This is a genomic window from Ancylobacter sp. TS-1 (assembly GCF_009223885.1).
Classification (GTDB): domain Bacteria; phylum Pseudomonadota; class Alphaproteobacteria; order Rhizobiales; family Xanthobacteraceae; genus Ancylobacter.
In genome coordinates this window covers 3,688,910-3,711,328 of record NZ_CP045144.1, presented here as the reverse complement: position 1 = coordinate 3,711,328, position 22,419 = coordinate 3,688,910, and the positions used below count along the sequence as shown (strand labels likewise).

At 69.2% G+C, this 22,419-nt stretch carries 23 protein-coding genes; 11 read left to right on the top strand and 12 right to left on the bottom strand.

Annotated features, from left to right (window positions below; translation table 11 throughout):
- Window positions 1–55: 55 nt before the first annotated feature.
- Window positions 56–1,489: a phospholipase D-like domain-containing protein gene (locus GBB76_RS17500; protein WP_152304483.1), complete on the top strand. Its 1,434-nt coding sequence runs from the start codon at window positions 56–58 to the stop codon at window positions 1,487–1,489.
- A 536-nt stretch (window positions 1,490–2,025) separates the two neighbouring features.
- Here the strand turns inward: GBB76_RS17500 and GBB76_RS17495 are convergent.
- Window positions 2,026–3,063, bottom strand: coding sequence for a glutamine synthetase beta-grasp domain-containing protein (locus GBB76_RS17495; RefSeq protein WP_152304482.1), 1,038 nt, complete (start codon window positions 3,061–3,063; stop codon window positions 2,026–2,028).
- A 462-nt stretch (window positions 3,064–3,525) separates the two neighbouring features.
- Here GBB76_RS17495 and GBB76_RS17490 point away from each other — a divergent pair, with 462 nt between their 5' ends.
- Complete coding sequence (locus tag GBB76_RS17490) at window positions 3,526–3,723, top strand: DUF2735 domain-containing protein (protein ID WP_152304481.1); 198 nt, start codon at window positions 3,526–3,528, stop codon at window positions 3,721–3,723.
- Window positions 3,724–3,857: 134 nt separating this feature from the next.
- Here the strand turns inward: GBB76_RS17490 and GBB76_RS17485 are convergent, their stop codons facing one another.
- From GBB76_RS17485 to GBB76_RS17445, 9 genes are all read right to left on the bottom strand, one after another.
- A complete protein-coding gene (locus tag GBB76_RS17485) occupies window positions 3,858–4,784 on the bottom strand; it encodes a glutaminase (RefSeq protein WP_152304480.1) in 927 nt (308 codons plus the stop codon).
- Between the two features lie 135 nt (window positions 4,785–4,919).
- A complete protein-coding gene (locus tag GBB76_RS17480) occupies window positions 4,920–6,284 on the bottom strand; it encodes an APC family permease (protein WP_152304479.1) in 1,365 nt (454 codons plus the stop codon).
- A 102-nt stretch (window positions 6,285–6,386) separates the two neighbouring features.
- On the bottom strand, window positions 6,387–7,595 hold the full coding sequence (locus tag GBB76_RS17475; protein ID WP_246668971.1) for a cytochrome-c peroxidase: 1,209 nt from the start codon (window positions 7,593–7,595) through the stop codon (window positions 6,387–6,389).
- Between the two features lie 102 nt (window positions 7,596–7,697).
- Window positions 7,698–8,651, bottom strand: a complete 954-nt coding sequence (gene tehA, locus GBB76_RS17470; protein ID WP_202911126.1) for a dicarboxylate transporter/tellurite-resistance protein TehA — start codon at window positions 8,649–8,651, stop codon at window positions 7,698–7,700.
- Window positions 8,652–8,720: 69 nt separating this feature from the next.
- On the bottom strand, window positions 8,721–9,137 hold the full coding sequence (locus tag GBB76_RS17465; protein ID WP_152304478.1) for a DUF6691 family protein: 417 nt from the start codon (window positions 9,135–9,137) through the stop codon (window positions 8,721–8,723).
- A 3-nt stretch (window positions 9,138–9,140) separates the two neighbouring features.
- Window positions 9,141–9,581: a YeeE/YedE family protein gene (locus GBB76_RS17460; protein ID WP_152304477.1), complete on the bottom strand. Its 441-nt coding sequence runs from the start codon at window positions 9,579–9,581 to the stop codon at window positions 9,141–9,143.
- A complete protein-coding gene (locus GBB76_RS17455; RefSeq protein WP_152304476.1) occupies window positions 9,578–9,913 on the bottom strand; it encodes a helix-turn-helix transcriptional regulator in 336 nt (111 codons plus the stop codon). Before GBB76_RS17455 ends, GBB76_RS17460 begins: the two co-directional genes overlap by 4 nt.
- A gap of 35 nt (window positions 9,914–9,948) precedes the next feature.
- On the bottom strand, window positions 9,949–10,830 hold the full coding sequence (locus tag GBB76_RS17450) for an MBL fold metallo-hydrolase (protein ID WP_152304475.1): 882 nt from the start codon (window positions 10,828–10,830) through the stop codon (window positions 9,949–9,951).
- A 28-nt stretch (window positions 10,831–10,858) separates the two neighbouring features.
- Window positions 10,859–11,062: a DUF2892 domain-containing protein gene (locus GBB76_RS17445; RefSeq protein ID WP_152304474.1), complete on the bottom strand. Its 204-nt coding sequence runs from the start codon at window positions 11,060–11,062 to the stop codon at window positions 10,859–10,861.
- Between the two features lie 264 nt (window positions 11,063–11,326).
- Between GBB76_RS17445 and GBB76_RS17440 the strand changes: the two genes are divergently transcribed.
- Both GBB76_RS17440 and GBB76_RS17435 read left to right on the top strand, forming a co-directional pair.
- Window positions 11,327–12,397 (top strand): YeiH family protein, encoded by a 1,071-nt coding sequence (locus GBB76_RS17440; RefSeq protein WP_152304473.1) that lies wholly within the window; start codon window positions 11,327–11,329, stop codon window positions 12,395–12,397.
- A 6-nt stretch (window positions 12,398–12,403) separates the two neighbouring features.
- Window positions 12,404–13,303 carry a LysR family transcriptional regulator gene (locus GBB76_RS17435; RefSeq protein WP_152304472.1) on the top strand — a complete coding sequence of 300 codons (900 nt, stop codon included), beginning with the start codon at window positions 12,404–12,406 and terminating at the stop codon, window positions 13,301–13,303.
- 13 nt (window positions 13,304–13,316) lie between these two features.
- On the opposite strand, the gene GBB76_RS17430 is transcribed toward GBB76_RS17435, so the two are convergent.
- Window positions 13,317–14,204 carry a LysR substrate-binding domain-containing protein gene (locus tag GBB76_RS17430; protein ID WP_152304471.1) on the bottom strand — a complete coding sequence of 296 codons (888 nt, stop codon included), beginning with the start codon at window positions 14,202–14,204 and terminating at the stop codon, window positions 13,317–13,319.
- Between the two features lie 151 nt (window positions 14,205–14,355).
- On the opposite strand from GBB76_RS17430, the gene choX reads away from it, so the two are divergent.
- The 6 genes from choX to GBB76_RS17400 all read left to right on the top strand — a co-directional run bounded on the left by choX (window position 14,356) and on the right by GBB76_RS17400 (window position 20,411).
- The gene (gene choX, locus GBB76_RS17425; protein ID WP_202911125.1) at window positions 14,356–15,297 is read left to right on the top strand and encodes a choline ABC transporter substrate-binding protein; all 942 of its coding nucleotides are present in this window, start codon (window positions 14,356–14,358) and stop codon (window positions 15,295–15,297) included.
- Window positions 15,298–15,381: 84 nt separating this feature from the next.
- The gene (gene betC / locus GBB76_RS17420) at window positions 15,382–16,920 is read left to right on the top strand and encodes a choline-sulfatase (protein ID WP_152304469.1); all 1,539 of its coding nucleotides are present in this window, start codon (window positions 15,382–15,384) and stop codon (window positions 16,918–16,920) included.
- Window positions 16,921–17,041: 121 nt separating this feature from the next.
- On the top strand, window positions 17,042–17,386 hold the full coding sequence (locus GBB76_RS17415; RefSeq protein ID WP_152304468.1) for a CidA/LrgA family protein: 345 nt from the start codon (window positions 17,042–17,044) through the stop codon (window positions 17,384–17,386).
- Window positions 17,383–18,105, top strand: coding sequence for an LrgB family protein (locus tag GBB76_RS17410; RefSeq protein WP_152304467.1), 723 nt, complete (start codon window positions 17,383–17,385; stop codon window positions 18,103–18,105). Before GBB76_RS17415 ends, GBB76_RS17410 begins: the two co-directional genes overlap by 4 nt.
- Window positions 18,106–18,446: 341 nt before the next feature.
- Window positions 18,447–19,163: a YoaK family protein gene (locus tag GBB76_RS17405; protein WP_152304466.1), complete on the top strand. Its 717-nt coding sequence runs from the start codon at window positions 18,447–18,449 to the stop codon at window positions 19,161–19,163.
- Between the two features lie 114 nt (window positions 19,164–19,277).
- Window positions 19,278–20,411 (top strand): cupin domain-containing protein, encoded by a 1,134-nt coding sequence (locus GBB76_RS17400; RefSeq protein ID WP_152304465.1) that lies wholly within the window; start codon window positions 19,278–19,280, stop codon window positions 20,409–20,411.
- Window positions 20,412–20,554: 143 nt separating this feature from the next.
- On the opposite strand, the gene GBB76_RS17395 is transcribed toward GBB76_RS17400, so the two are convergent.
- A complete protein-coding gene (locus GBB76_RS17395; RefSeq protein ID WP_152304464.1) occupies window positions 20,555–21,175 on the bottom strand; it encodes a hypothetical protein in 621 nt (206 codons plus the stop codon).
- Window positions 21,176–21,400: 225 nt separating this feature from the next.
- Between GBB76_RS17395 and pstS the strand changes: the two genes are divergently transcribed.
- Window positions 21,401–22,417, top strand: a complete 1,017-nt coding sequence (gene pstS, locus GBB76_RS17390; RefSeq protein WP_152304463.1) for a phosphate ABC transporter substrate-binding protein PstS — start codon at window positions 21,401–21,403, stop codon at window positions 22,415–22,417.
- Window positions 22,418–22,419: the final 2 nt, after the last annotated feature.

Here is a 22,419-nt window from a genome sequence, read left to right as displayed (position 1 = left end):
GCGCGCCGGATTCCGGCTAGAGAGCGAGCCGGCACAAGGTCACTGGACGGCGGCGATGGAAAGCTTCTGGTCGCATTACTGGCCGCACATCGTCCTCGTCACCAGCGGCACGGTCGGCATCGTGGCGGCCATCCATGCGGCGATGACCAAGGAGGACGTGCGCGCCGCCATCGGCTGGGTCGGCGTCATCCTGCTGTCGCCGCTGATCGGCGCCGGCCTCTACCTCGTGGCCGGCATCAACCGCATCCGCCAGAGCGCGGCCGGCCGGCGCCGCGCCAGCCAGGACCGGCGCCGCCACCATGAGCGCCCGCCCATCGCCATCTCGCTCTCGCCCAGCCTCTCGGCGATGAAGCGGCTCGGCGACCGGGTGGCGGCCTTCCCGCTCACGACCGGCAACGCCGTGCGCCTGCTCGACAGCGGCGACGAGGCCTATCCGCAGATGCTGGCCGCCATTCGCGGGGCCAAGCGGCACGTGGCGCTCTCCAGCTACATCTTCGACAACGACCCCGTGGGCGTCGAGTTCGCCGACGCGCTGATCGAGGCGCACCGGCGCGGCGTCGCGGTGCGGGTGCTGATCGACGCCATCGGCGCGCGCTATTCGCGCCCCTCCATCGTCGGCCGGCTGACGGCGGGCGGGGTCGTCACCGACCTGTTCATGGGCAACCTCATCGGCCTGCGCCTGCCCTATGCCAATCTGCGCAGCCACCGGAAGATGCTGATCGTCGACGGCACGCTCGGCTTCACCGGCGGGATGAACATCCGCGCCCAGTTCACCAGCGCCCATGCCGGCGACGATCCCGCGCGCGACACCCATTTCCGCGTCGAGGGGCGCGCGGTGGAGCAATTGCTCACCGTGTTCAGCCAGGACTGGTCCTTCACCACCGACGAGTTTCTCGACGGCCCGGCCTGGGCCGAGGCGCCGGAAGCCCCGCCCTGCGGCCCGGTGGCGGTGCGCGTCGTGCCCTCCGGGCCCGACCGCAACCTCGCCTGCGCGCACAGCATGATCATGGGCGCGCTGTCGATCGCGCAGAGCCGGGTGCGCATCTGCTCGCCCTATTTCCTGCCCGACCAGCAGCTCATCGGCGCCCTCGCCGTGGCCGGGCGGCGGGGCGTCGAGGTCGATATCGTGATCCCCTCGGCCAATAATCTGAAGCTGGTCGACTACGCCATGACCGCCCAGCTTGACCAGGTGCTGGCCGGCGACTGCCGCGTCTGGCGGGCGGGCGGCATGTTCGACCATTCCAAGCTGCTGTCTGTGGATGGCTGCTGGGCCTATGCCGGCTCCTCCAACCTCGACCCGCGCAGCCTGCGGCTGAATTTCGAGCTTGATCTCGAACTCTACGATCCCGCCGTCGCCGGTGCCATCGAGGCGCGCATCGGCGCCATGATCGCCGGCGGCCGCGCCGAGACGCTGGCGACGCTGGCCGCCCGCCCGTTCCTCACACGGCTGCGCAACCGGGCGATCTGGCTGGCCTCGCCTTATCTGTGAGCCGAGCCAGCCGAGGCGCCCATCCCGCGCCGCCCCTGCCGGACCCGCCCGCATCGTCATCCGGCCCTTGCTGCGTCGTCATCCCGGACGGCCGCAGGCCGATCCGGGATCGCGTGAAGGAATGGAGAGCGATCCCGGCGCTCCGGCTCCGCCTCCGGCCGGGATGACGGTGGCCGGCCAGAACGTTCTGTCCTGGGTCCCGGATCGGCGCTGCGCTGCGCGCAGCTTGTCCGGGAAACATGGGTGCCGCACGGGCTTCGTCTCCCGGACAAGTGACGCCGCAGGCGGAACGCCGATCCGGGACCCAGCGCAAGACTCTTCGGCGATCCCGGCTCTGCGGCTGCGCCTCCGGCCGGGATGACGATCGGAGGAAGGCGCCCGCGCGGCCGGCCGCGAAGCACGCGGACGCGCGCAAAACAAAAGCCAGCCCCGTTTCCGGGACTGGCTTGAGGGAGACAGTGGCCCGTCTCCGGGACCGTCTCAGGAGGCTGGTGGCGGCGGGGCGGGCGCACGGCCCGGCCCCGGACGCGTCATCCTCACGCCGCGGCGACGGCGGCCTTGGTCGGGACTTCGGAGACCGTCTTCAGGATCTGCGAGGCGATGGCGTAGGGGTCGCCCTGCGAGTTCGGGCGGCGATCCTCAAGATAGCCCTTGTAGTCGTTCTTGATGAACGAGTGCGGCACGCGAACCGAGGCGCCGCGGTCAGCCACGCCGTAGGAGAACTTGTTCCACGGCGCGGTCTCGTGCTTGCCGGTCAGACGCTTGTCGTTGTCCGGGCCATAGACGGCGATGTGGTCCATCAGGTTCTTGTCGAACTGCGCCATCAGCGCCTCGAAATACTCCTTGCCGCCGACCTCACGCAGGTAGGTGGTCGAGAAGTTGGCGTGCATGCCCGAGCCGTTCCAGTCGGTGTCGCCGAGCGGCTTGCAGTGATACTCGATGTCGATGCCGTACTTTTCGGTCAGGCGCTGCAGCAGGTAGCGCGCCATCCACACTTCGTCGGCCGCCTTCTTGGAGCCCTTGCCGAAGATCTGGAATTCCCACTGGCCCTTCGCGACTTCCGCGTTGATGCCTTCATGGTTGATGCCGGCCTCGAGGCAGAGGTCGAGATGTTCCTCGACGATCTTGCGGGCCACGTCGCCGACGTTCGAATAGCCGACGCCGGTGTAGTACGGGCCCTGAGGCGCGGGGTAGCCCTGCGTCGGGAAGCCGAGCGGACGGCCGTCCTTATAGAAGAAGTATTCCTGCTCGAAGCCGAACCACGCGCCCTCGTCGTCGAGGATGGTGGCGCGGGCATTGGTGGAGTGCGGGGTAACGCCGTCCGGCAGCATCACTTCGCACATCACCAGCGCGCCATTGGTGCGGGCCGGGTCGGGATAGACCGCGACCGGCTTCAGCACGCAATCGGAGCTGCGGCCTTCGGCCTGCATGGTCGAGGACCCGTCGAAGCCCCACAGCGGCAGCTGATCGAGCGTCGGGAATTCCGCGTATTCCTTGATCTGCGTCTTGCCACGCAGGTTCGGGGTCGGCGTGTAGCCGTCCAGCCAAATGTACTCAAGCTTGTACTTCGTCATTGCGTGTCTCTCATAGCTTAAGACCGGGCGCCGAAGACCCAGGTCGCTTTGCCGGCCGCGCGAGGATGGTCGGCCGCCAACGGCTGGACTTCCTACAAGCATGTGGCGTGCCAAATGGCCCCGCCGGCGCCGGGCCGGCGCCCGGACCGGCATCGCGGGCGCGAGGTTAGCCGCGCGCGGGCGAGGCTCCGCCCCCCCGGCAAAGCGTGATTCGCCTGAATTCCGCAGGCTTTGGTGCCGTTGCCCGGCCCCGGCGGGACGCGGGCGGCGCACCCGGCGCGGGAACCGGACGGGGGCAAGTTTCATTATGCCACAGACCCTTGCGAGGGTCTTTGGCGCTGCACAATTCCTATGCTCATTGTGATTGTAAAATGTGCATCTTGCGCAAACGCCAAGCAAAATGTGTTATAAGGCCTCATAAGGCTGACGCAGGAACGCGCAGCCGGTAAGGAGAAACGTGCAATGACCAATCATTCGAGTACCGAAATCCGGCGCGAAGGCGCCCAGATCGTCCCGTTCCCCGCCGGCGGCCGTGCCGGCCTCGCCGCCCGTCGCGCCGAGCTGCTTTCTTCCGAGACCCTCAAGGTAGCGCCCCATATCATCATCGGGAGCTGGTACCACGAAGAGGCGATCAAGGAAGACAGCGGGCGCACGAACTGACACCGTCGATCGCACGACGGGAAATGACGATGTTCTGCGCACAGCGCCTGCGATTTACCCCCGCAAGAGGGCCGCGACCCACCGTCCGGCCCTCTTGTCATATCCGGCGCCGCGCAGGCGCCTGAACGACGCCGCTAGCCGAAGATCGACCAGCCCAGCCGCCGGGTCAGTTCTTCCAGCGCGATGCGGCCCAGATGCGAGTTGCCGCTGGCGTCCAGCCCCGGCGACCAGACCGCGATCGAGGCCCGGCCCGGCGCGACGGCGAGAATGCCTCCCCCCACCCCGCTCTTGCCCGGCAGACCGACGCGATAGGCGAATTCGCCCGAGCCGTCATAATGGCCGCAGGTGAGCATGATGGCGTTGATGCGCCGCGCCCGCTCGGGCGACACCACCGAGAAGCCGGTCGAGGGGTTGCGCCCGTTATGGGCCAGGAACCGGCCCGCCATGGCGAGTTGCCGACAGCTCATGGTGATGGCGCAGTGGTGGAAATAGACGCCGAGCGTGTAGTCGACCGGATTCTCCAGCACGCCGAACGATTTCATGTAGTTGGCCAGCGCCCGGTTGCGAAAGCCGGTGCGCTGCTCGGAGGCCGCCACCACCTCGTCAATGCTGATCGAGGGGTCTTCGCTCAGGAAGCGCATGAAGCGCAGGATCTCGCCCAGCGCCTCGCGCGGCTGGTGGCCGGAGAGGATGACGTCCGTCACCGCGATGGCGCCGGCATTGATGAAGGGGTTGCGCGGAATGCCGTGCTCGTTCTCCAGCTGGACGATGGAGTTGAACGGGCTGCCGGAGGGCTCGCGCCCGACCCGCTTCCACAGGAGGTTGCCGATCTTGCCGAGCGCCAGAGTGAGGGTGAACACCTTGGAGACGCTCTGGATCGAGAACGGCATGTCGGCGTCGCCGCCCACCGCCACCTCGCCGTCGCCCCCGACCACGGCGATGCCGAAGCAGCCGGGGTCGACACGGGCCAGCTCGGGAATATAGGTGGCGACGTCGCCGCGGTCGGCGCGCGCGCGCATTTCCTCGGCGATTTCACGGACGACGCGGTCGAGATCGGGCACGGGTTGCGGTCACTTTCGCCGGGTGCGGGTGGGATGGCAGGTACTTTAATGGCACGTGCTTTAGCGCAAGCCCGCCGTGCAAGGCCAGTGCCGCCCGCCCAGTGCCGCCCGTCCGATGCCGCCCCCTCGCCGCGTCTAGCGCGCCTCCTGCCGCCCGACCTCGGGGCGCATCACCAGCAGCAGCGCGCCGGCGGCGATCCAGCCGAGCACGAGATAGGGCCACAGATTGTCGGGGAAGGCCGGCACCGGATAGATCGAATTGTAGAGCGGCCACGCCATCGCCAGCGTGCCGAGACTGCCGAGCACCAGCCAGAGGCGGCTTCCGGCGCGCACCGCGTGCACCGCCGCCGCCACGGTGACGCCGAGATAGGCAACGATGAGCGCCAGCACGCCGATGGTGCCCACGGCGTCGTAATAGTCGGTCGGACCGACGAAGGGCGCCCAGGCGAGCACCCCCGCCAGCATGGCCAGGCTCACAATGGCGACGGCGGTGGTGGGCGTGCCGTGGCGCGGGTGAAGCCGGGCCATGGCCGGCGACAGGCCCGCCCGGCCGAGCACGAACAGCATGCGCGCCCCGGCCGACAGCGTGCCCAGCACGCAGGAGATGGCGGAAACCGCGGCGGCAAGGTCGAGCGCGGTGGCGATGTGGATGTTGCCGTAGCGCAGCGCCAGCGTGTTGAGCGGCGCGTCGCTCGCCGCCAGCGCCTTCATGTCGCCGAGGCCGAAGCCGATGACCTGGATATAGGAGGCGAAGACGAAGAACAGCCCCGCCAGCACCACCGAGCCGAACAGCGCCAGCGGGATCGAGCGGCCCGGCCGGCCGGTCTCCTCGGCCAGCGTCGTCGCCGCCTCGAAGCCGGCGAAGGACAGCACGGCAAAGACGATGGCGTAGCCGACGCCCCACCAGCCGATCGTCGGGTCGGGATGGAACGGGGCGAGGCTGAGGCCGCCCTCGGCATGGACGGCGGTGAGGATGCGCACGCCGAGATAAACGATGACGGCGATGGAGGAGAGTTCCATCACCAGCATGAGCCGCGTGGCGAGGCCGACATCGCGCCACGCCAGCGCCGTGCCGCCCAGAAGGGCGAGGACCGCGACCGGCAGCCACCAGCCGCCCAGATGAATGCCGTGATCGTCGAGCGCCGCGCGCAGGAAGTCGCCCACCAGCGCGGCGCTGCCCGATCCGCCGGCGATATAGAGCAGCACCATGCACCAGCCGGCGATGAAGCCGGCGCGCGGGCCGAAGGTCTTGCCGATATAGGCGAAGCCGGAACCGGCGCTGGTCACGCGGCTGGCGAAGAAGATGAAGGAAAGCCCGACCAGACCGACCACCAGCGTGCCGATGGCGAATCCCAGCGGCGCGGCGATGCCGGCCGCCCCGACCGCCAGCGTGACGTTGAGCGCCATGCCCATTGTCGGCGCCATGACCGACAGGGAGAGGCCGACCGCCTCCACCGGCCCCAGCTTGCGCCTGAGGCTCGCGCCGCCCGTCTCCGCCATGCCGTCCCCCTGCCTTGTCCCGGGCGGATTAGATCCATCCCGGACGGGCGGCGGCAATGGCAAAGATTGGTTCTATCCCGCCCGCAGAGGGCCGGGCGCGGCTCACCCGCCCGGAGCGGCGGGCGCGGGAGGCGGCGCGGAAGGTGGCACGGGCTCGGGCAGTGTCTCGTAGCGCCGGTCGGTCAGCGTCTTCAGGAAGGCGACCAGCGCGTCGATGCGCCGGTCGTCGAGGGCGGGGCCGCTCTCCAGCTCCTTGAGCGACAGCGTGCCCGGCACCTCGGGCGGCGCCCAGGGCCGGCCGGTGGCGGGATCGGTCTGCCGCGCGGGGGAGGATGAATTGTACTTGTTGTAGAAGAGGATGACGGTCCTCAAATCCTTGAAGACGCCATTGTGCATATAGGGTCCGGTCACCGCCACATTGCGCAGCCCCGGCACCCTGAACTGGCCGTCATGGCGCCGGGCCCTGATGTCCTTGCGCCCCTTCAGCCCGTGGTCGACCGGCGCCGCCAGCTCCGGATTGGCCGGGGTGCCGATATTGTGGAAGCGGAAATTGGAGAACGCCTCCCCCTCCCCGCCGGACGCGGTGAGCTTGTGGCACTGGCTGCAATTGGTGAACTGGTTGGAGAAGAACAGCACCCGCCCCAGTTCCTCCTGCGGCGTCATCGTGTAGTCGCCGCGCAGATGGCGGTCATACTTGGAATCAAAGGGCGAGACCTCGGGGCTGCGCTCATAGGCGGCCACCGCCTCGGCCAGCGCGGCGAAGGCGCGCGCGTCGTCGTCGAACACGCCGGGACCGAAGGTCTCGCGGAAGGCGGCGACATAGGACGGCTTCTCCTTCAGCCGGGCGACGACGCTGGCCTTGTCGGGCATCGCCATCTCGACCGGGTTGAGCAGCGGCTGGCCCGCCTGCTCCTCCAGCGTGCGCGCCCGCCCGTCCCAGAACTGCCCGCCGGCGAAATGCCCCTCGGCCGTGCGGCCGAAGTGCGGGGCGAGCGCGGCATAGCTGATCGTCGGCGCGTTGCGGACGCCGCGCGAGGTGCCGTCATCGCCGACCGAGACCGGCCCGCCACGCGGATCGGCGAAGCCGCTCGCCGGATCGTGGCAGGTGGCGCAGGACTGGGTGCGCGCGCGCGACAGGTCGGCGTCGAAGAAGAGCCGGCGGCCGAGCGCGGCGCGCGGGGAAAGCGCCGCCGCCGCGCCAGGTTCGGCGCCCGGCCCGGCCCCCTCCTGCGCGAGCGCGTCGCCCGCAGGCACCGTCAGCATCGCCGCCAGCGCGAGGACCGCCGCCATCATCCGCCGTGCCCGCCTCATGTGCATCTTCCGTCCTGCCTGCGGCCCGCCCGGCAGCTTTCCCGCCGGCAGGGCCGGCGCGTCCATTGGACATGGTGTCCAGCCCCGGGCGGCACGAAGGGATCAGCGCGGCAGCAGCCTTCCGCGCAGCAGGAGCCAGAGCGAATGCGCCGAGGTGCCGGCGACCACCAGCGTCGCGATGGCGAGCAGCCACGGCGCCAGCAGCGCCAGCGCCCCGGTCTCCCCGCGCTCGACGAGCCGCAGCACCGAGGTCGCCAGCGCGGTGAGGCCGAAGGTGAAGGCCCAGTAGGCCGGGGACAGCGGCTGCTGAAGTATCCAGGGCAGCAGCCGGGCGACCAGCAGCAATTGCAGCAGCCCGTAGCCGATCAGCGCGCGGGCGAAGAGGTCCGGCGCGCCCTGGGTGACGCTCAGATAGGCGAACGCGCCGACCACCGGCGGGGCGAGCTGGATGCCGAGCGTCGGCCGCAGCGCCGGCGGCAGCGCCTCGCCGTGCTGGAAACGCTGAAGCAGCACGGATTCCATCGCCAGCCAGGAGAACAGGCCGGCGCCGAAGGCAAGCTGGCCCCAGTCGGTGAAGCCCAGCGCGCCGCAGGCGATCGCCATCACATAGCAGCCGGCGACCGTCGGCAGATACAGCACCGGCGTCGCCGCCGCGGGGTCGCGCCCGCCGCGCCAGAGCCCTCCGGTCCGCCAGACCCCGAAGCCGAGGGTGAAGCCGGCGCCCGCCACCAGCAGGAGAATGGCGGGAAGGCGCGCATAGGGCGCCGCCGCCACGCTGACCAGCAGCGTCGCCACGCCGGCGAGCCCGACGAAGCCGGACTGCACCGGATGGCCGATCTCCTGTAGCGCGAGCGGGCGGGCGAGCAGCCATTTAAGCAGGTAGAGCACCAGCACCACCGCCCAGACGAGCGTTCCCGCCAGCAGGATCGCCTCGGCGATGACGGCCGGGGCGCCATAGACCGCATGGGCGGCGCGCCAGCTTCCGCCGAGGCCGATCAGCCCCAGCACCATGCCGAAAAAGGAGACGGGCACGACAGGCAGGCGCGCGGGCGGCATCGGGGGATTTCCATGTTCCGGAGCAGGAGGGCCGGGCGACCATAGGGCCGCCGGGCGCGCGGCGCGAGGTCAGCCCGCCCGCTCGGCCAGCAGCCGCGCGCTCCACATGCCCGCCAGCATGGCCGGCACGAAGACCAGCGTTCCCGGCGCGCCGAGCCCCAGTGCCGTGAAGGCCGGGCCGGGGCAGAAGCCGCCGAGCCCCCAGCCGATGCCGAACAGCGCCGGGCCGATAATGAGCCGCGCGTCGATGTCGGTGCGCGTCGGCAGCTGGAACCGCTCGGCCAGCACCGGCGCCCGCCGGGCCAGCACGAGGCGGAAGCCGAGGAAGGCGACCAGCACCGCCCCGCCCATGACGAAGGCCAGCGAGGGATCGAACGTGCCGGCGAGATCGAGGAAGTTCAGCACCTTGGCCGGGTTGCTCATGCCCGAGATGACGAGCCCGACGCCGAAGAGCAGGCCGAGGGCGAGATTGACGAGGATCGACATCGCTCAGCCTCCGATGACGTGGCGGGTCAGGAAAACGGTCAGGAAGCCCGCCGCCATGAACACGCCCGTCGCCACGAAGGAGCGCCGCGACAGGCGGGCGAGGCCGCACACGCCATGGCCCGAGGTGCAGCCCGAACCCCACACCGAGCCGAAACCCACGAGCAGGCCCGCTGCCGCCATGAGCGGGGGATCGGAAGAGACGGTCTGCACCACAGGCGCGCCGGTGACGGCGGCGACGAGGAAGGGCGCGCCGACCAGGCCGGCGACGAAGGCGAGCCGGCCGGCGAAGGCGCTGGCGAATTCCCGGTCATGCCAGGGCGGGAGCAGCCGGGAGGCGATGCCGCTGATGCCGGCGATGCGCCCTTCCAGAAGCAGCATCAGCACGGCGGAGGCGCCGATCAGCAGGCCGCCGGCGAAGGAGGCGAAGGGGGTGAACGTGGTCATGACGATGAACTCTCCCCCTGCGGTGCGCAGAACAGGGCGTGCATGGTGGTGATGAAGGTTTCCACGCGCGGGTCGGCGAGCCGGTAGAACACCTGCTTGCCGTGCCGGCGCCCGATGATGAGACCCGCCTCGCGCAGGCCCGCAAGCTGCTGCGACAGGCCGGGCTGGCGGATGCCGAGCAGGTCTTCCAGCTCGCGCACCGAGCGCTCGCCATCGACCAGCGCGCAGGCCACCATCAGCCGGTCGGGATTGGACAGCTTCTTGAGGAAGGCGGAGGCCTCGTCCACCCGCGCCTTCATCTGCGCCGTCTCGCTTGAGAGCGTATCGAGCATGGTCGCCGTCCCCGAGGGTATCCGTCCCAAAGGCTTCAGTCCCACGCGGCGCCTTTCAGCAGGTCGAGCGGGATCTTCAGGTAGCGCACGCCGTTGGATTCCGGCTCCGGCAGCCGTCCGCCATTGGTGTTGATCTGCAGCGATTGCAGGATCAGCTTCGGCATGGGCAGGCTGCGGTCGCGTGCCTCGCGGATCGCGACGAAATCCTCCTCGGTCCGGCAGCGCGTCATGTGGATGTTGGCGGCCTTCTGCTCGGCGACGGTGGATTCCCACATCGGCGCGCGCCCGCCCGGCTGGTAGTCGTGGCCGGTGAAGATACGCGTCTCGTCCGGCAGCGCCAGAATGTCCCGGATCGACTTCCACAGCACCCTCGCGCTGCCGCCGGGAAAATCCGCCCGCGCGGTGCCGCTGTCGGGCATGAACAGCGTGTCGTGCACGAAGGCGGCGTCGCCGACGACATAGGTGACGGAGGCCAGCGTGTGGCCGGGCGAGAACATCACCTTCGCGTCGATGTCGCCGACCCGGAACGTGTCGCCATGGGCGAAGAGCCGGTCCCATTGCGAGCCGTCGGCGGGGAAGTCCGGCCAGTTGTAATAGCCCTTCCAGAGCGTCTGGACGTCCTTCACCTTCTCGCCGATGGCGGTGGGGGCGCCGGTTTTGCCCTTCAGGTAATGCGCGGCCGAGAAATGGTCGGCGTGCGGGTGGGTGTCGAGAATCCACTCGACCGCGTAGCCCTGCGCCTGCACGAAATCGAGGATCCGGTCGGCGCTGAGGCTGGCCGTCTGGCCCGACTTCTCGTCGAAGTCGAGCACCGGGTCGACGATGGCGCAGCGCCGCGTCGCCGGGTCGGCGACGACGTACTGCACCGACCAGGTGCGGGGGTCGAAGAAGCCGGTGACGTCGGGCTTCTGGGTCATGATGTGGCCTCCCGGATCGCCGAGGACGTCACTTGCGCGCGCCGAGCGGGCAGGTCGAGACGCCAAGGATCGAATAGGCGGGGCAGTTGCCGAGGAACGCAGTCAGCAGCGGCACGAAGCCGATCAGGCCGAGCCAGCGCAGATTGCCCTCCAGCACGAACAGGAGCGACAGCAGCGCAAGGCCGACGAGCACGCGCAGCGTACGGTCGATGGTTCCGATATTGCGGGTCATGTCCGGGCACCTTGATGAGCACGGCAGGTCCGTTCCTGCCACGGCAAGAGCTATAATAGTTACGATTTTATGCAATCGTTTTTTGATAAGTATAAACGCTGACGCGTGCTCCTGCGGCGCCCGCGACGGCCCCCCGGGAATCCCACACCCACGCGTATCGACTCCATTCGTTCGCTTTTATCGAACGAAACATATATAATTATGAGTTGGATCGAACGATCTGCTGCATGTCATCTCGTCGCCGTCAACGAAGGAGGCGGCATCATGAGCGTAACGTCACAGGCGATCGCACCGCGCCACGGCGCGGCGACGGCGAAACCCCGGCAGGCGCCGGGCCTGTTGCCGGGGCATCTGCGCGGCCTGTTGCCGGGCCTGCTGCTGGCCGGCGCCATCGCCGCCGCCGCCTTCGGGCTGCGGCAATTGCCGATGCTGGGGCTGCTCAGCCCGATGATCCTCGCCATCGTCATCGGCATCGGCTTTCACAACCTCATCGGCACTCCGGCGCGGGCCAAGGCGGGTGTCGCCTTCTCCATGCGCCGCATCCTGCGCTTCGCCATCGTCCTGCTCGGCCTCCAGCTCACCGCCGCGCAGATCGCCGAGGTCGGCGCCAGCGGCGTCGCGGTCATCGCGCTGACTTTGGTCGCCACCTTCCTGTTCACCACCTCGCTCGGCCGGCTGATGGGCGTCGAGCGCGGGCTCGCCGAGCTGATCGCCGCCGGCACCTCGATCTGCGGTGCCTCGGCGGTGATCGCCACCAACACGGTGACGCGCGCCCCGGACGAGGATGTCGCCTATGCGGTGGCCTGCGTGACGGTGTTCGGCTCGCTCGCCATGTTCGTCTACCCGCTGCTGCCGGGGCTGCTCGGCCTCGACGCCCACGCCTACGGCCTGTGGGCCGGCGCCTCGATCCACGAGATCGCGCAGGTGGTGGCCGCCGCCTATCAGGACGGGCAGGCGGCCGGCAAGTTCGGCACCATCGCCAAGCTCTCGCGGGTGATGCTGCTGGCGCCGGTGGTGCTCTCGCTCGGCTTCATCGCCAGCCGCCGCGCCAGCCATCGCGGGCATGGCGCGGGCGCCCGCCCGCCGGTGCCGTGGTTCGTGCTCGGCTTCATCGCGATGATCGCCGTCAACAGCGTCGTGACCATTCCCGCCGAGGTGAAGGGCGCGCTGGTGGGAGCGACGACCTTCCTGCTCTCCATGGCCCTTGCGGCGATGGGGCTGGAAACCGACATCGCCAAGCTGCGGGCGAAGGGGCTGCGCCCGTTCCTTCTCGGCCTCGCGGCCTTTGCCTTCATCGCCGGCTTCAGCCTAATGCTGGTGAAGATGACCTATTGAGGCACCATGACCCTTGAGCAGCTGCGCATCTTCGTCGCCGTCGCCGAGCGCGAGCATCTGACGAAGGCCGCGCAGGCGCTGAACCTCACCCAGTCGGCGACCAGCGCCGCCATCGCCACGCTGGAGGCGAACCACGCCACGAAGCTGTTCGACCGGGTGGGCCGGCGCATCATGCTCACCGAGGCCGGCCGGCTGCTGCTGGTGGAGGCGCGGGCCGTGCTGGCGCAGGTGGCGGCGGCCGAGCAGGTGCTGGTCGACCTCTCCGGCCTCGCACGTGGCCGGCTGGCGCTGGCGGGAAGCCAGACCGTCGCCAATTACTGGCTGCCAGGAATCATCCAGCGCTTCCGCGCGCTGCATCCCGGCATCGAGGTGCGGCTGGAAATCGGCAATACCGACGAGGTGGCGGCCAGCGTGCACGATGGCCGCGCCGATCTCGGCATCGTCGAGGGGCGCATCGAGGACCCCGCCCTCACCGTCCTGCCGCTCGCCGAGGACGAGATGGTGCTGGTGGCGCCGGTCACGCATCCCTGGGCGCGACAGGCCCCGCGCTCGGCACCGGAACTGCGCGCGGGACCGTGGGTGCTGCGCGAGCCGGGCTCGGGCACGCGGGCGCTCTTCGAGGCCTATCTCGCGGAGCGTGGCGTGCGCCCCTCCGAGATCGACATCGTGCTGGAATATCCCTCGAACGAGGCGATCCGCGCGGCGGTGGAGGCCGGCAGCGGCGCCACGGTCATCTCCCGCCGCGTGGTGGGCAGCGCCATCCGCGCCGGCGCCGTGGTGCCGATCGACCTGCCGCTGCCCTCGCGCGAATTCCTCGCCCTGCGCCACCGCGAACGCACCGTCACCCGCGCGGCGCAGGCCTTTCTCGACCTTGTGCGCCGCCTGCGCGACGAGGCCGCGCCCTAGCCGCGCCCGCCCCTCACGCCTCGCCGATGATCCAGTCGATCAGTTCGCGCGCCGGGCCGGAGGGCTCGGGGCCGGGCCGCAGCCAGTAGCCGCTTTCCGGCCGCGCCAGCGGCGGCCCGACGGCGACCAGCGTGCCGTCGGCGAGAGCGCCGTCGATCAGCCCGGCCCAGCCGAGCGCCACGCCCTGGTCGGCAATGGCCGCCTGCACGACGAGGCCGTAGGTGTTCAGGCTGAAATCGCCCGGCCCCGGCTCGCGCCTCACGCTCATCGCCGCGAACCAGTCGCGCCAGGCGAACCAGCGTGGATGCGGCGTGCTGTCCAGATGCAGCAGCGGCAGGTTGGCGAGCCGGCGCGGGTCCTCGCTCAGCCCGTGCCGGGCGGCGAAATGCGGGCTGCACACGGGAAAGACGCGCTCCTCGAAAAGCTGGGTGGCGCCGGCCCCGAAATCGGCGCGGGTGCCGAACAGCACCGCCACGTCCTCCGCCTCGTCGGCGCCGGGATCGGCGGCGGCGGAGGCGATGATGTGGACCTCGGTATCGGGGCGCACCCGCCGGAACTGCGCCACGCGCGGCATCATCCAGAAGGAGGCGAAGCCGTAATCGGTGAACAGCCGCACCACCGGCTGCCGGCTCATGCGGCGGATGGCGCGCGCGCCGGCATCGAGTTCGGCCACCGCCGCGCTTGCCGCGCGGTGCAGCCGCTCGCCCGCCGGCAACAGCGTGCTGCCGCGATGGCCGCGCTCCAGCAGGCGGGTGCCGAGTTGCTGTTCGAGCATGCGTACCGTGTAGCTCACCGCCGGCTGCGACAGTCCGAGTTCATGGGCCGCCGCGGTCAGGCTGCCGCGCCGCCCCACCGCTTCGAAGACGCGAACCCAGCCGAGGTCGAGGCGAGCTTCAGACATAAGCCTAGTTTATGCCGATCATCGAAAATGAACAACTTCACAGGGCGCAGCATTTAATCGTCTGATGGTCTTACGCAAGGAAGGCCGCAGGCTTCACAAGGCGGCTGCTTGAACATCTCACGGCTCTCGCTCCTTCCAGAGGTGTACCCTGATGAACCGTTCCGTTCTGGCCGCTTCGGCCCTCTGCCTTCTCCTCTCCGCCGGCCCGCTCGCCGCCGCCGACGCGCCGGCCTGCCAGGTCGTGCGCATGTCGGACCCCGGCTGGACCGACATCACCTCCACCAACGCCCTTGCCGGTGTGTTGCTCGACGGGCTCGGCTACAAGCAGGACGTCAAGACGCTCTCGGTGCCGATCGGCTACGAGTCGATGAAGAACGGCAATCTCGACGTCTTCCTCGGCAACTGGATGCCGGCGCAGCAGAAGTTCATCGACGCGCTGAACGAGGCCAAGGCGGTCGAGGTGCTCGGCACCAACCTCAAAGGCGCCAAGTTCACCCTTGCCGTGCCCGACTACGTGGCGGCGGCCGGGGTGAAGGACTTCAAGGACCTCGCCGCCAACGCCGACAAGTTCGACAAGCAGATCTACGGCATCGAGCCCGGCGCGCCGGCCAACCAGAACATCCAGAAGATGGTCGACGCCAATGATTTCGGCCTGAAGGGCTGGAAGCTGGTCGAGTCGGGCGAGCAGGCCATGCTGGCGCAGGTGAAGCGCGCGCAGAACGGCAAGGGCTGGATCGTCTTCCTCGCCTGGGCGCCGCACCCGATGAACGAGACCTTCAAGCTCACCTATCTCTCGGGCGGCGACAGCTATTTCGGCGCCAATTACGGCGGCGCCGACGTGCGCACGCTGGCCCGCGCCGGCTGGCCCGCGCAGTGCCCCAACGCCGCGCAGCTGTTCAAGAACCTCACCTTCGAGCTGTCGACCGAGAACGCCATGATGGGCAAGATCCTCGACGAGGGGATGGAGCCGAAGGCCGCCGCCAAGGCGTGGATCAAGGCCAATCCGCAGGTACTCGGCCCGTGGCTGGAGGGCGTCACCACCCTTGACGGCAAGCCGGGCCTGCCCGCCGTGAAGACCTCGCTCGGCCTGTGACCTCCTGCGGCCGCCGGTGTCGCGACGCCCGGCGGCCGCGCCTTTTCTCCGATATCGCAGACGCGTGCCCTCACGAGGCGGACCATGGCCCAGCCGAACATTCTCGTCCTCATGGTCGACCAGTTGAACGGCACGCTGTTCCCGGACGGGCCGGCCGATTTCCTCCACGCGCCGCATCTCAAGGCGCTGGCGGCGCGCTCCGCCCGCTTCGCCCATTGCTACACGGCGAGCCCGCTCTGCGCGCCGGCGCGCGCCTCCTTCATGTCCGGGCAGTTGCCCAGCCGCACGCGGGTCTATGACAATGCGGCGGAGTTCACCTCCGACATCCCGACCTTCGCCCATCATCTGCGCCGCGCCGGCTATCACACCGCGCTGTCGGGCAAGATGCACTTCGTCGGGCCGGATCAGCTGCACGGCTTCGAGGAGCGGCTGACCACCGACATCTACCCCGCCGATTTCGGCTGGACGCCGGACTACACGCGGCCGGGCGAGCGCATCGACTGGTGGTACCACAACCTCGGTTCCGTCACCGGCGCCGGGGTCGCCGAGATCACCAACCAGCTCGAATATGACGACGAGGTCGCCTATCACGCCGGCCGCAAGCTCTACGATCTCGCGCGCGGGCAGGACGGGCAGCACGTGGGGCAGGCAGGCGGGCGCCCCTGGTGCCTCACGGTCAGCTTCACCCACCCGCACGACCCCTATGTCGCCCGCAAGCGGTTCTGGGACCTGTACGAGGACTGCCCGGCGCTCGACCCCGAGGTGGCGCCGATTCCCTTCGAGCTTCAGGACCCGCACAGCCGGCGCCTGATGCTGGCCAGCGACCACGCCAAGAGCCATGTCACGCCCGAGGACGTGCGCCGCTCGCGCCGGGCCTATTTCGCCAACATCTCCTATATCGACGAGAAGATCGGCGATCTGCTCGACATTCTCGAGCGCTGCCGGATGGCGGAAAACACGGTGGTCGTGTTCGTCTCCGACCATGGCGACATGCTCGGCGAGCGCGGCCTGTGGTTCAAGATGAACTTCCTCGAGGGCTCGGCGCGCGTGCCGCTGATGATCGCCGCCCCCGGCCTGCCGGCGGGGCGCGTCGACCGGCCGGTGTCGACGCTCGACGTGCTGCCGACGCTGGCCGACCTCGCCGCGCTCGATCTCTCCGGCGTCATGCCGTGGACGGATGGCGAAAGCCTGGTGCCGACCGCCACGGGCGGGCCGCCGCGCGGGCCAGTGCCGATGGAATATGCAGCGGAAGGCTCCTACGCGCCGCTCGTCGCCCTGCGCGACGGGCCGTGGAAGCTCGTCCTGTGCGAACTCGACCCACCGATCCTCACCCATCTCGACGACGACCCGCACGAGCGGGTCAACCGCGCGGACGACCCCGCCTGCGCGGAGGTGCTGGCCGGAATGATGGCGACCATGCGCGCGCGCTGGGACCTGCGGCGCTTCGATGCCGAGGTGCGGGCGAGCCAGGCCCGACGCCACGTCGTCTACGCGGCGCTGCGCAACGGCGCCTATTACCCCTGGGACTTCCAGCCGCTCCAGAAGGCGTCCGAGCGCTACATGCGCAACCACATGGACCTGAACGTGCTGGAAGAGAACCAGCGCTTTCCGCGCGGCGAGTAGCCCGTCCAGACGCGCGACGAATTGCTGCCATCACATCAATTCGCTTCACATGGCGCCCATGGCCTGTAGACCCTTCCCCGCGCCGACGCCCGGTGACATCCGACGGCCGTGAGGGGACCGAATGCTGCAATCGCTGACCATCATCGTCGCCTGCCTCGTGCTCGGGGAAGCGGCGCGGCTCGTCACCGGCGCGCCGCTTCCGGGGCCGGTCATCGGCATGGTGCTGCTGCTGGCGCTGCTGGTCCTGCGGCGCGGCCCCGCCCCGGAAATGCAGCAGACCTGCCAGGGACTGTTGCGGAACATGGCGCTGTTCTACGTGCCGGCCAGCGTCGGGCTGGTCAACGAGCTGCCGCGCCTGATCGCGCAGGCCGGGCCGATCGCCGCCGCCATTCTCGGTTCGACCGTGCTGGGGATGATCGCCACGGCGCTCACCATGCGCTTCCTGAGCCGGAGCGAGCCGTCGTGAGCGTGCCGGCCGCCTCCACCCTGTCCGCCATCAGCACCTCCCCGCTGTTCGGCCTCGGCCTGACGCTCGGCGTCTATGTCGGCGCGAGCTGGCTTCAGCGCCGCTGCGGCGGCATCGCGTTGCTCAATCCGGTGCTGGTGTCGGTGACGGTGATCGTGCTGCTGCTGAGCCTCGGCGGCATCGCCTATGCGGACTATCTGCGCGGCGCCCAGTATGTCGGCGTCTTCGTCGGGCCGGCGACGGTCGCCCTCGCTTTGCCGCTCTTCGACAATCTCGGCTCGATCCGGCGCTCGGCGCGGGCGATCCTGCCGGCCATCGCCATCGGCACGCTGACCACCTCGCTGAGCGCGCTGGCGATCGGCCATCTGCTCGGCGCGTCGCGGGAGGTCTCGCTCTCCCTCGCCGTCCATTCGGCGACGACCCCGATCGCCATGGGCATCACCGAGGAGGTCGGCGGCGTGCCGGCGCTGGCGGCGGCCTTCACCCTGCTCACCGGCCTTTCCGGCGTGCTGCTGCACGGCCCGGTGATGCGGCTGGCGCGGGTGAAGGACTGGCGCGCCCGCGGGCTCGCCGTCGGCACCATCGCCCACGGCCTCGGCACCGCCCGCATGCTCCAGATCAACGAGACCGCCGGCGCCTATGCCGGCATGGCGATCGGCATCGCCGCGCTGCTGACCTCGATGATCGTGCCGCTGGTGGCGAGCTTCTGGCCCGGCTGACCGCCGGAGCGCCTCGCGTCAGGCAAACACGTAAAAAAGCATAGCGATATCAGCGGGTCTTCGCGAAACTTATCCAGTTCGGGATATTGCCCGACGAACATCCGGCTGCGATAAATATTCGCCCAGGACGCGGCTGGAATTGCTTGAGCTGACGACCGCCTGACTATCGAGAAACGCGTGCGGATACCAATCCGTCACGGGTTTCCGCTACGTTCGGTCGCGACCGACTGTTCCGCCTGCCTGGATTTGCGGTCACCGGGGGCCGGTGACACCTCGACAGGAGGCGTCTCTTGCAGCAGTCAGTCATTCACGATCATCCTGAGAGGGTCCGCTATCCCCTCATGGAACAGCCGCTCGTCGGCTTCCTTCTGGCCGTCATGGCCGGTTCCATGAACGCGTGGACGCTTCCCAACGCGCAAACCTTCGCCACCGTCCAGTCCGGCAATGTGGTGCAGAGCGGCTTCTGGCTCGCCCAGGGCGAGTTCGAGAAGTTCACCTTCCCCTTCCTCTCGGTGATCGCCTTCGGCCTCGGCTCCGCCTTCTGCGGCATCCTGATGACCACAGCGCTGCGCAAGGGGCGCGTCTTCACGCCCTTCGTCCTGTTCCTGCAGGCGATCATGCTACTGGTTCTCTGGTACCTGGCGCACGACAAGGTCGCCGACCCGGCGGCCGCGATCGACCCGCACTACATCGCCTATGCGATCAGCTTCGTCGCCGGCATGCAGGGCAACGCCTTCCACAAGAGCCACGGCATGCTCTACGGCAACGTCGCCGTGACCTTCGTCGTGCAGATGGCGTTCAACTTTCTCATTCAGGGGCTGTTCCGGCGCGACGGGATCAATGGCGAGCCCAACCTCTACTGGTCCGGCCTGTTCTTCCTGGTCCTGCTCGGCTTCGCCGCCGGCGGCGGCATCGGCTTCCTGATCGGCGACTATGTGCTGAACAGCGGCGCCATCCTGCTGCCGGCCGCCATCGCCGGCCTGCTCGGCATCCTCGCCCTGAGGGAGCGCAAGACCCCCGGCGCAGTCGATCCCTCCGCCGGCGGCCAGTTCGCCTGACCGGCGCGCCCGCCCGGCCTTCCGGGCGGGTGCCACGACCGCCGCCGGCCGCCGGCCGGCGCGCCACGACCGCCTGCGGCGACGCTTCCATCCATTTCAACCAGGAACACTGCGATGACAGACCTGAAACAGCCGATCGTGGGCAGCAAGGGCGCCGACATCGTCGGGCCGCGCAACCCGGACGTCGAGGCGCAGAACCCGGATATCCTGATTCCGCCGCTGACCGACCATGGCGGCATCCCGAACCTCAAATTCCCCTTCGCCATGGCGCATAACCGCCTCGAGGACGGCGGCTGGGCGCGCGAGGTCACCCAGCGCGAAATGGGCTCCCTCAAGGAGCTTGCCATCGTCAACATGCGCCTGCCGGCCGGTGTGGTGCGCGAGATGCACTGGCACAAGGAGGCCGAGTGGGCCTATGTGCTCAAGGGCCGGGTGCGCTTCTACCTGATCGACGACGAGCGCCAGACGCTGGTCGAGGACCTCGAACCCGGCGACCTCTGGCTCGCCCCGGCCGGCTTCCCGCACGCGATCCAGGGCCTCGAGGAAGGCACCGAGTTCGTGCTCGTCTTCAATGACGGCAATTTCTCGGAGAACCAGACCCTTCTCGTCACCGAGCTTTTCGCGCACACCCCGCGCGAGGTGCTGGCGAAGAATTTCGGCGTGCCGGTCGAGGCCTTCGACGGCATCCCCGCCGAGGAGAAATACATCTTCCGCCAGCCGGTGCCGCCGCCGATCGAGCAGGTCCGCGCCGAGCTTGGCGCCGTGACCTTCACCGACAAATACGTGTTCCGCGCCTCGAAGGTCGCCCCGACCCCCTATCCCGGCGGCGCCACCACCGTCGTCGATTCGAAGACGTTCGAAGTGACCAACCTCGCCGCGCTGTTCATCGACCTCGAACCGGGCGGCATGCGCGAGATCCACTGGCACCCCGACGCCGACGAGATCCAGTACTACATCAGCGGCAAGGCCCGCATGACCGTGTTCGACGCGGTCGACAATGCCCGCACCTTCGACTTCGTGGCCGGCGATGTCGGCTATGTCCCGAAGACGCTCGCCCACTACATCGAGAACACCGGCGACGAGCCGGTGCGGGTGCTGAACGTGTTCCACACCGGCGTGTACCGCGACGTCTCGCTCAACAACTGGCTGGCCCTGACGCCGAAGCATCTGGTCAAGGGCCATCTGGACGTCGGCGATCCGCTGATGTCCTCGCTGCGCGCCACCCGCCAGGCCGTCGTCAAGGGCTGACCGGCGGGCGGGGGCGCGGCTGCCCCCGTCATCGGCCCCGTAAACGCAGGACGGCGGCGACCGGGACACCGGCGCCGCCGTCACCTATTCGATGCCGTCACCTATTGGACCCCGGCGACGCTCGCGCGCCGCCGGCCCGCAGGTCAGCCCAGCAGCGGATCCGGGTTCAGGTCGTGCAGCGGAACGTCGGCGATGCCCCAGCTGCGGGTCACGACGTGGATATGCACGTCATCGGCGCCGTTCTTCTTGAGGATGCCGACGATCTTGGCATCGCTCGCCGGGTCGGGCGCGTGCACCCACAGCAGCAGGCCGCCATTCAGCAGCTGGTCGCGGACGACATTGGCATGCTTGCGGCCGAAGGTCCGGGCCAGAAGCAGCCCGACCGCGCCGCCGGCTGCCGTGCTGCCCACCGTCAGCGCCAGCGTCGGGATCAACGCCGCGCCGCCGGTGCCGATGACGGCCGCCGCGCCGATGCCGGCGAGCAGGGCCGGCGCGCCGACGACGGCGGCAAGGCCCTCATGGCGCGTGTCGCTGGAGACGAAGGCCGCGCGCGGCGCATCGCCGCTTTCCGCCAGCTCCTCGACGGTCTTGCCGCTGAGGCGGGCGGCATGGGCGAGCAGGCTCATATCCTCCTGCGTCAGCCCGGCCTCGATCAGCTCATCCACCGCGGCATTGAGCGAGGCCTCGTCGGCGAAGACGGCAACCGCCTCGCGCTCCTCATAGGCATAGTTGCCCGATTCCTGTTCCGCGACCCCAGCAGCCATGTCGGCACCTTTCTTGGATTGGCAGTTTCCTCGGGGGCAGTTTAGAGGCCCGCCACAACAGCGCACAAGATGCCCCGGCACCCGGGCCCGGCGGCAAAAGGACCGACCCGGCCGCCGCCGTCCACATGCGGGCCGCCGGACCGGCCGGTCCCGTCACGCAAGTGTCGCATAGCGCTCCTAATAATATGTCGATATGTCCCGACGTATTGCTATAAAGGTGTCCCGATGCGCCGTCTCCTTCCCCTGATCGCTGCCGCCCTGCTGGTCCTGACGGCGGGCGCCCGCGCCGACGAACTCAGCGGCGCAGGCTCCACCTTCGCCTATCCCATCATCTGGAAATGGGCGCAGGCCTATCGCGAGGCCAGCGGCACCCTTGTGGAGTACCAGTCGGTCGGCTCCTCCGCCGGCGTGAGTCGGCTCCGCGACAAGGCCGTCGATTTCGGCGCCTCCGACAAGCCGCTGAAGCCCGAGGACCTCGAACGCCTCGGGCTCGGCCAGTTCCCCATCGTGTTCGGCGGCGTGGTGCCGGTCGTCAACCTCGCCGGCATCGCGCCGGGCACGATGCGGTTCACCGGCAGCGTGCTTGCGGACATCTACATGGGAAAGATCACCCGATGGTCGGATCCCGCGATCCGGGCGCTCAACCCGGACCTTGCCCTGCCCGACAGCCTGATCGCCGTCATCCATCGCTCGGACGGCTCGGGCACCACCTTCAACTGGGTGTCCTATCTCTCCAAGACGAGCGCGGAATGGAAGCGGACGCTGGGCGAGGGAAGCGCCGTCGCCTGGCCGGTGGGCAGCGGCGCGCGCGGCAATGAGGGCGTGGCGACCGAGGTGCAGCGGACGCCGAACGCCATCGGCTATGTCGAGTTCACCTATGTGACGCAGGCCAGGCTCACCTATGGCCTGGTCCAGAACCGCGCGGGCCGGTTCATCGCCCCGAGCGCGGCCTCGTTCCAGGCCGCCGCGCTCGGCGTGGACTGGACGCAGACGCGCGATTTCTACGCCACCATCAACGATTCCCCGGTGCCCGAGGCCTATCCGATCGCCGCCACCACCTTCATTCTTCTGTACAAGGCCCCGGCGGATGCCGCGCGCAACCGCCTCGCCTTGTCCTTCTTCGGCTTTGCGCTGGGAGAGGGCAGCGACTATGCATCGCGGCTGGGCTATGTGCCGCTGCCGGCGCCGCTGGTGCAGCAGGTGAAGGACTACTGGGCGACGACGTTCAGGCACGGAAGCTGACG

Coding starts and splice junctions, on each gene's coding strand:
- GBB76_RS17500 (WP_152304483.1), top strand. CDS start 56: ATGGAAAGCTTCTGGTCGCATTACTGGCCGCACATCGTCCTCGTCACC.
- GBB76_RS17495 (WP_152304482.1), bottom strand. CDS start 3,063: ATGACGAAGTACAAGCTTGAGTACATTTGGCTGGACGGCTACACGCCG.
- GBB76_RS17490 (WP_152304481.1), top strand. CDS start 3,526: ATGACCAATCATTCGAGTACCGAAATCCGGCGCGAAGGCGCCCAGATC.
- GBB76_RS17480 (WP_152304479.1), bottom strand. CDS start 6,284: ATGGCGGAGACGGGCGGCGCGAGCCTCAGGCGCAAGCTGGGGCCGGTG.
- GBB76_RS17475 (WP_246668971.1), bottom strand. CDS start 7,595: ATGAGGCGGGCACGGCGGATGATGGCGGCGGTCCTCGCGCTGGCGGCG.
- tehA (WP_202911126.1), bottom strand. CDS start 8,651: ATGCCGCCCGCGCGCCTGCCTGTCGTGCCCGTCTCCTTTTTCGGCATG.
- GBB76_RS17465 (WP_152304478.1), bottom strand. CDS start 9,137: ATGTCGATCCTCGTCAATCTCGCCCTCGGCCTGCTCTTCGGCGTCGGG.
- GBB76_RS17460 (WP_152304477.1), bottom strand. CDS start 9,581: ATGACCACGTTCACCCCCTTCGCCTCCTTCGCCGGCGGCCTGCTGATC.
- GBB76_RS17455 (WP_152304476.1), bottom strand. CDS start 9,913: ATGCTCGATACGCTCTCAAGCGAGACGGCGCAGATGAAGGCGCGGGTG.
- GBB76_RS17450 (WP_152304475.1), bottom strand. CDS start 10,830: ATGACCCAGAAGCCCGACGTCACCGGCTTCTTCGACCCCCGCACCTGG.
- GBB76_RS17445 (WP_152304474.1), bottom strand. CDS start 11,062: ATGACCCGCAATATCGGAACCATCGACCGTACGCTGCGCGTGCTCGTC.
- GBB76_RS17440 (WP_152304473.1), top strand. CDS start 11,327: ATGAGCGTAACGTCACAGGCGATCGCACCGCGCCACGGCGCGGCGACG.
- GBB76_RS17435 (WP_152304472.1), top strand. CDS start 12,404: ATGACCCTTGAGCAGCTGCGCATCTTCGTCGCCGTCGCCGAGCGCGAG.
- GBB76_RS17430 (WP_152304471.1), bottom strand. CDS start 14,204: ATGTCTGAAGCTCGCCTCGACCTCGGCTGGGTTCGCGTCTTCGAAGCG.
- choX (WP_202911125.1), top strand. CDS start 14,356: ATGAACCGTTCCGTTCTGGCCGCTTCGGCCCTCTGCCTTCTCCTCTCC.
- betC (WP_152304469.1), top strand. CDS start 15,382: ATGGCCCAGCCGAACATTCTCGTCCTCATGGTCGACCAGTTGAACGGC.
- GBB76_RS17415 (WP_152304468.1), top strand. CDS start 17,042: ATGCTGCAATCGCTGACCATCATCGTCGCCTGCCTCGTGCTCGGGGAA.
- GBB76_RS17405 (WP_152304466.1), top strand. CDS start 18,447: ATGGAACAGCCGCTCGTCGGCTTCCTTCTGGCCGTCATGGCCGGTTCC.
- GBB76_RS17400 (WP_152304465.1), top strand. CDS start 19,278: ATGACAGACCTGAAACAGCCGATCGTGGGCAGCAAGGGCGCCGACATC.
- GBB76_RS17395 (WP_152304464.1), bottom strand. CDS start 21,175: ATGGCTGCTGGGGTCGCGGAACAGGAATCGGGCAACTATGCCTATGAG.
- pstS (WP_152304463.1), top strand. CDS start 21,401: ATGCGCCGTCTCCTTCCCCTGATCGCTGCCGCCCTGCTGGTCCTGACG.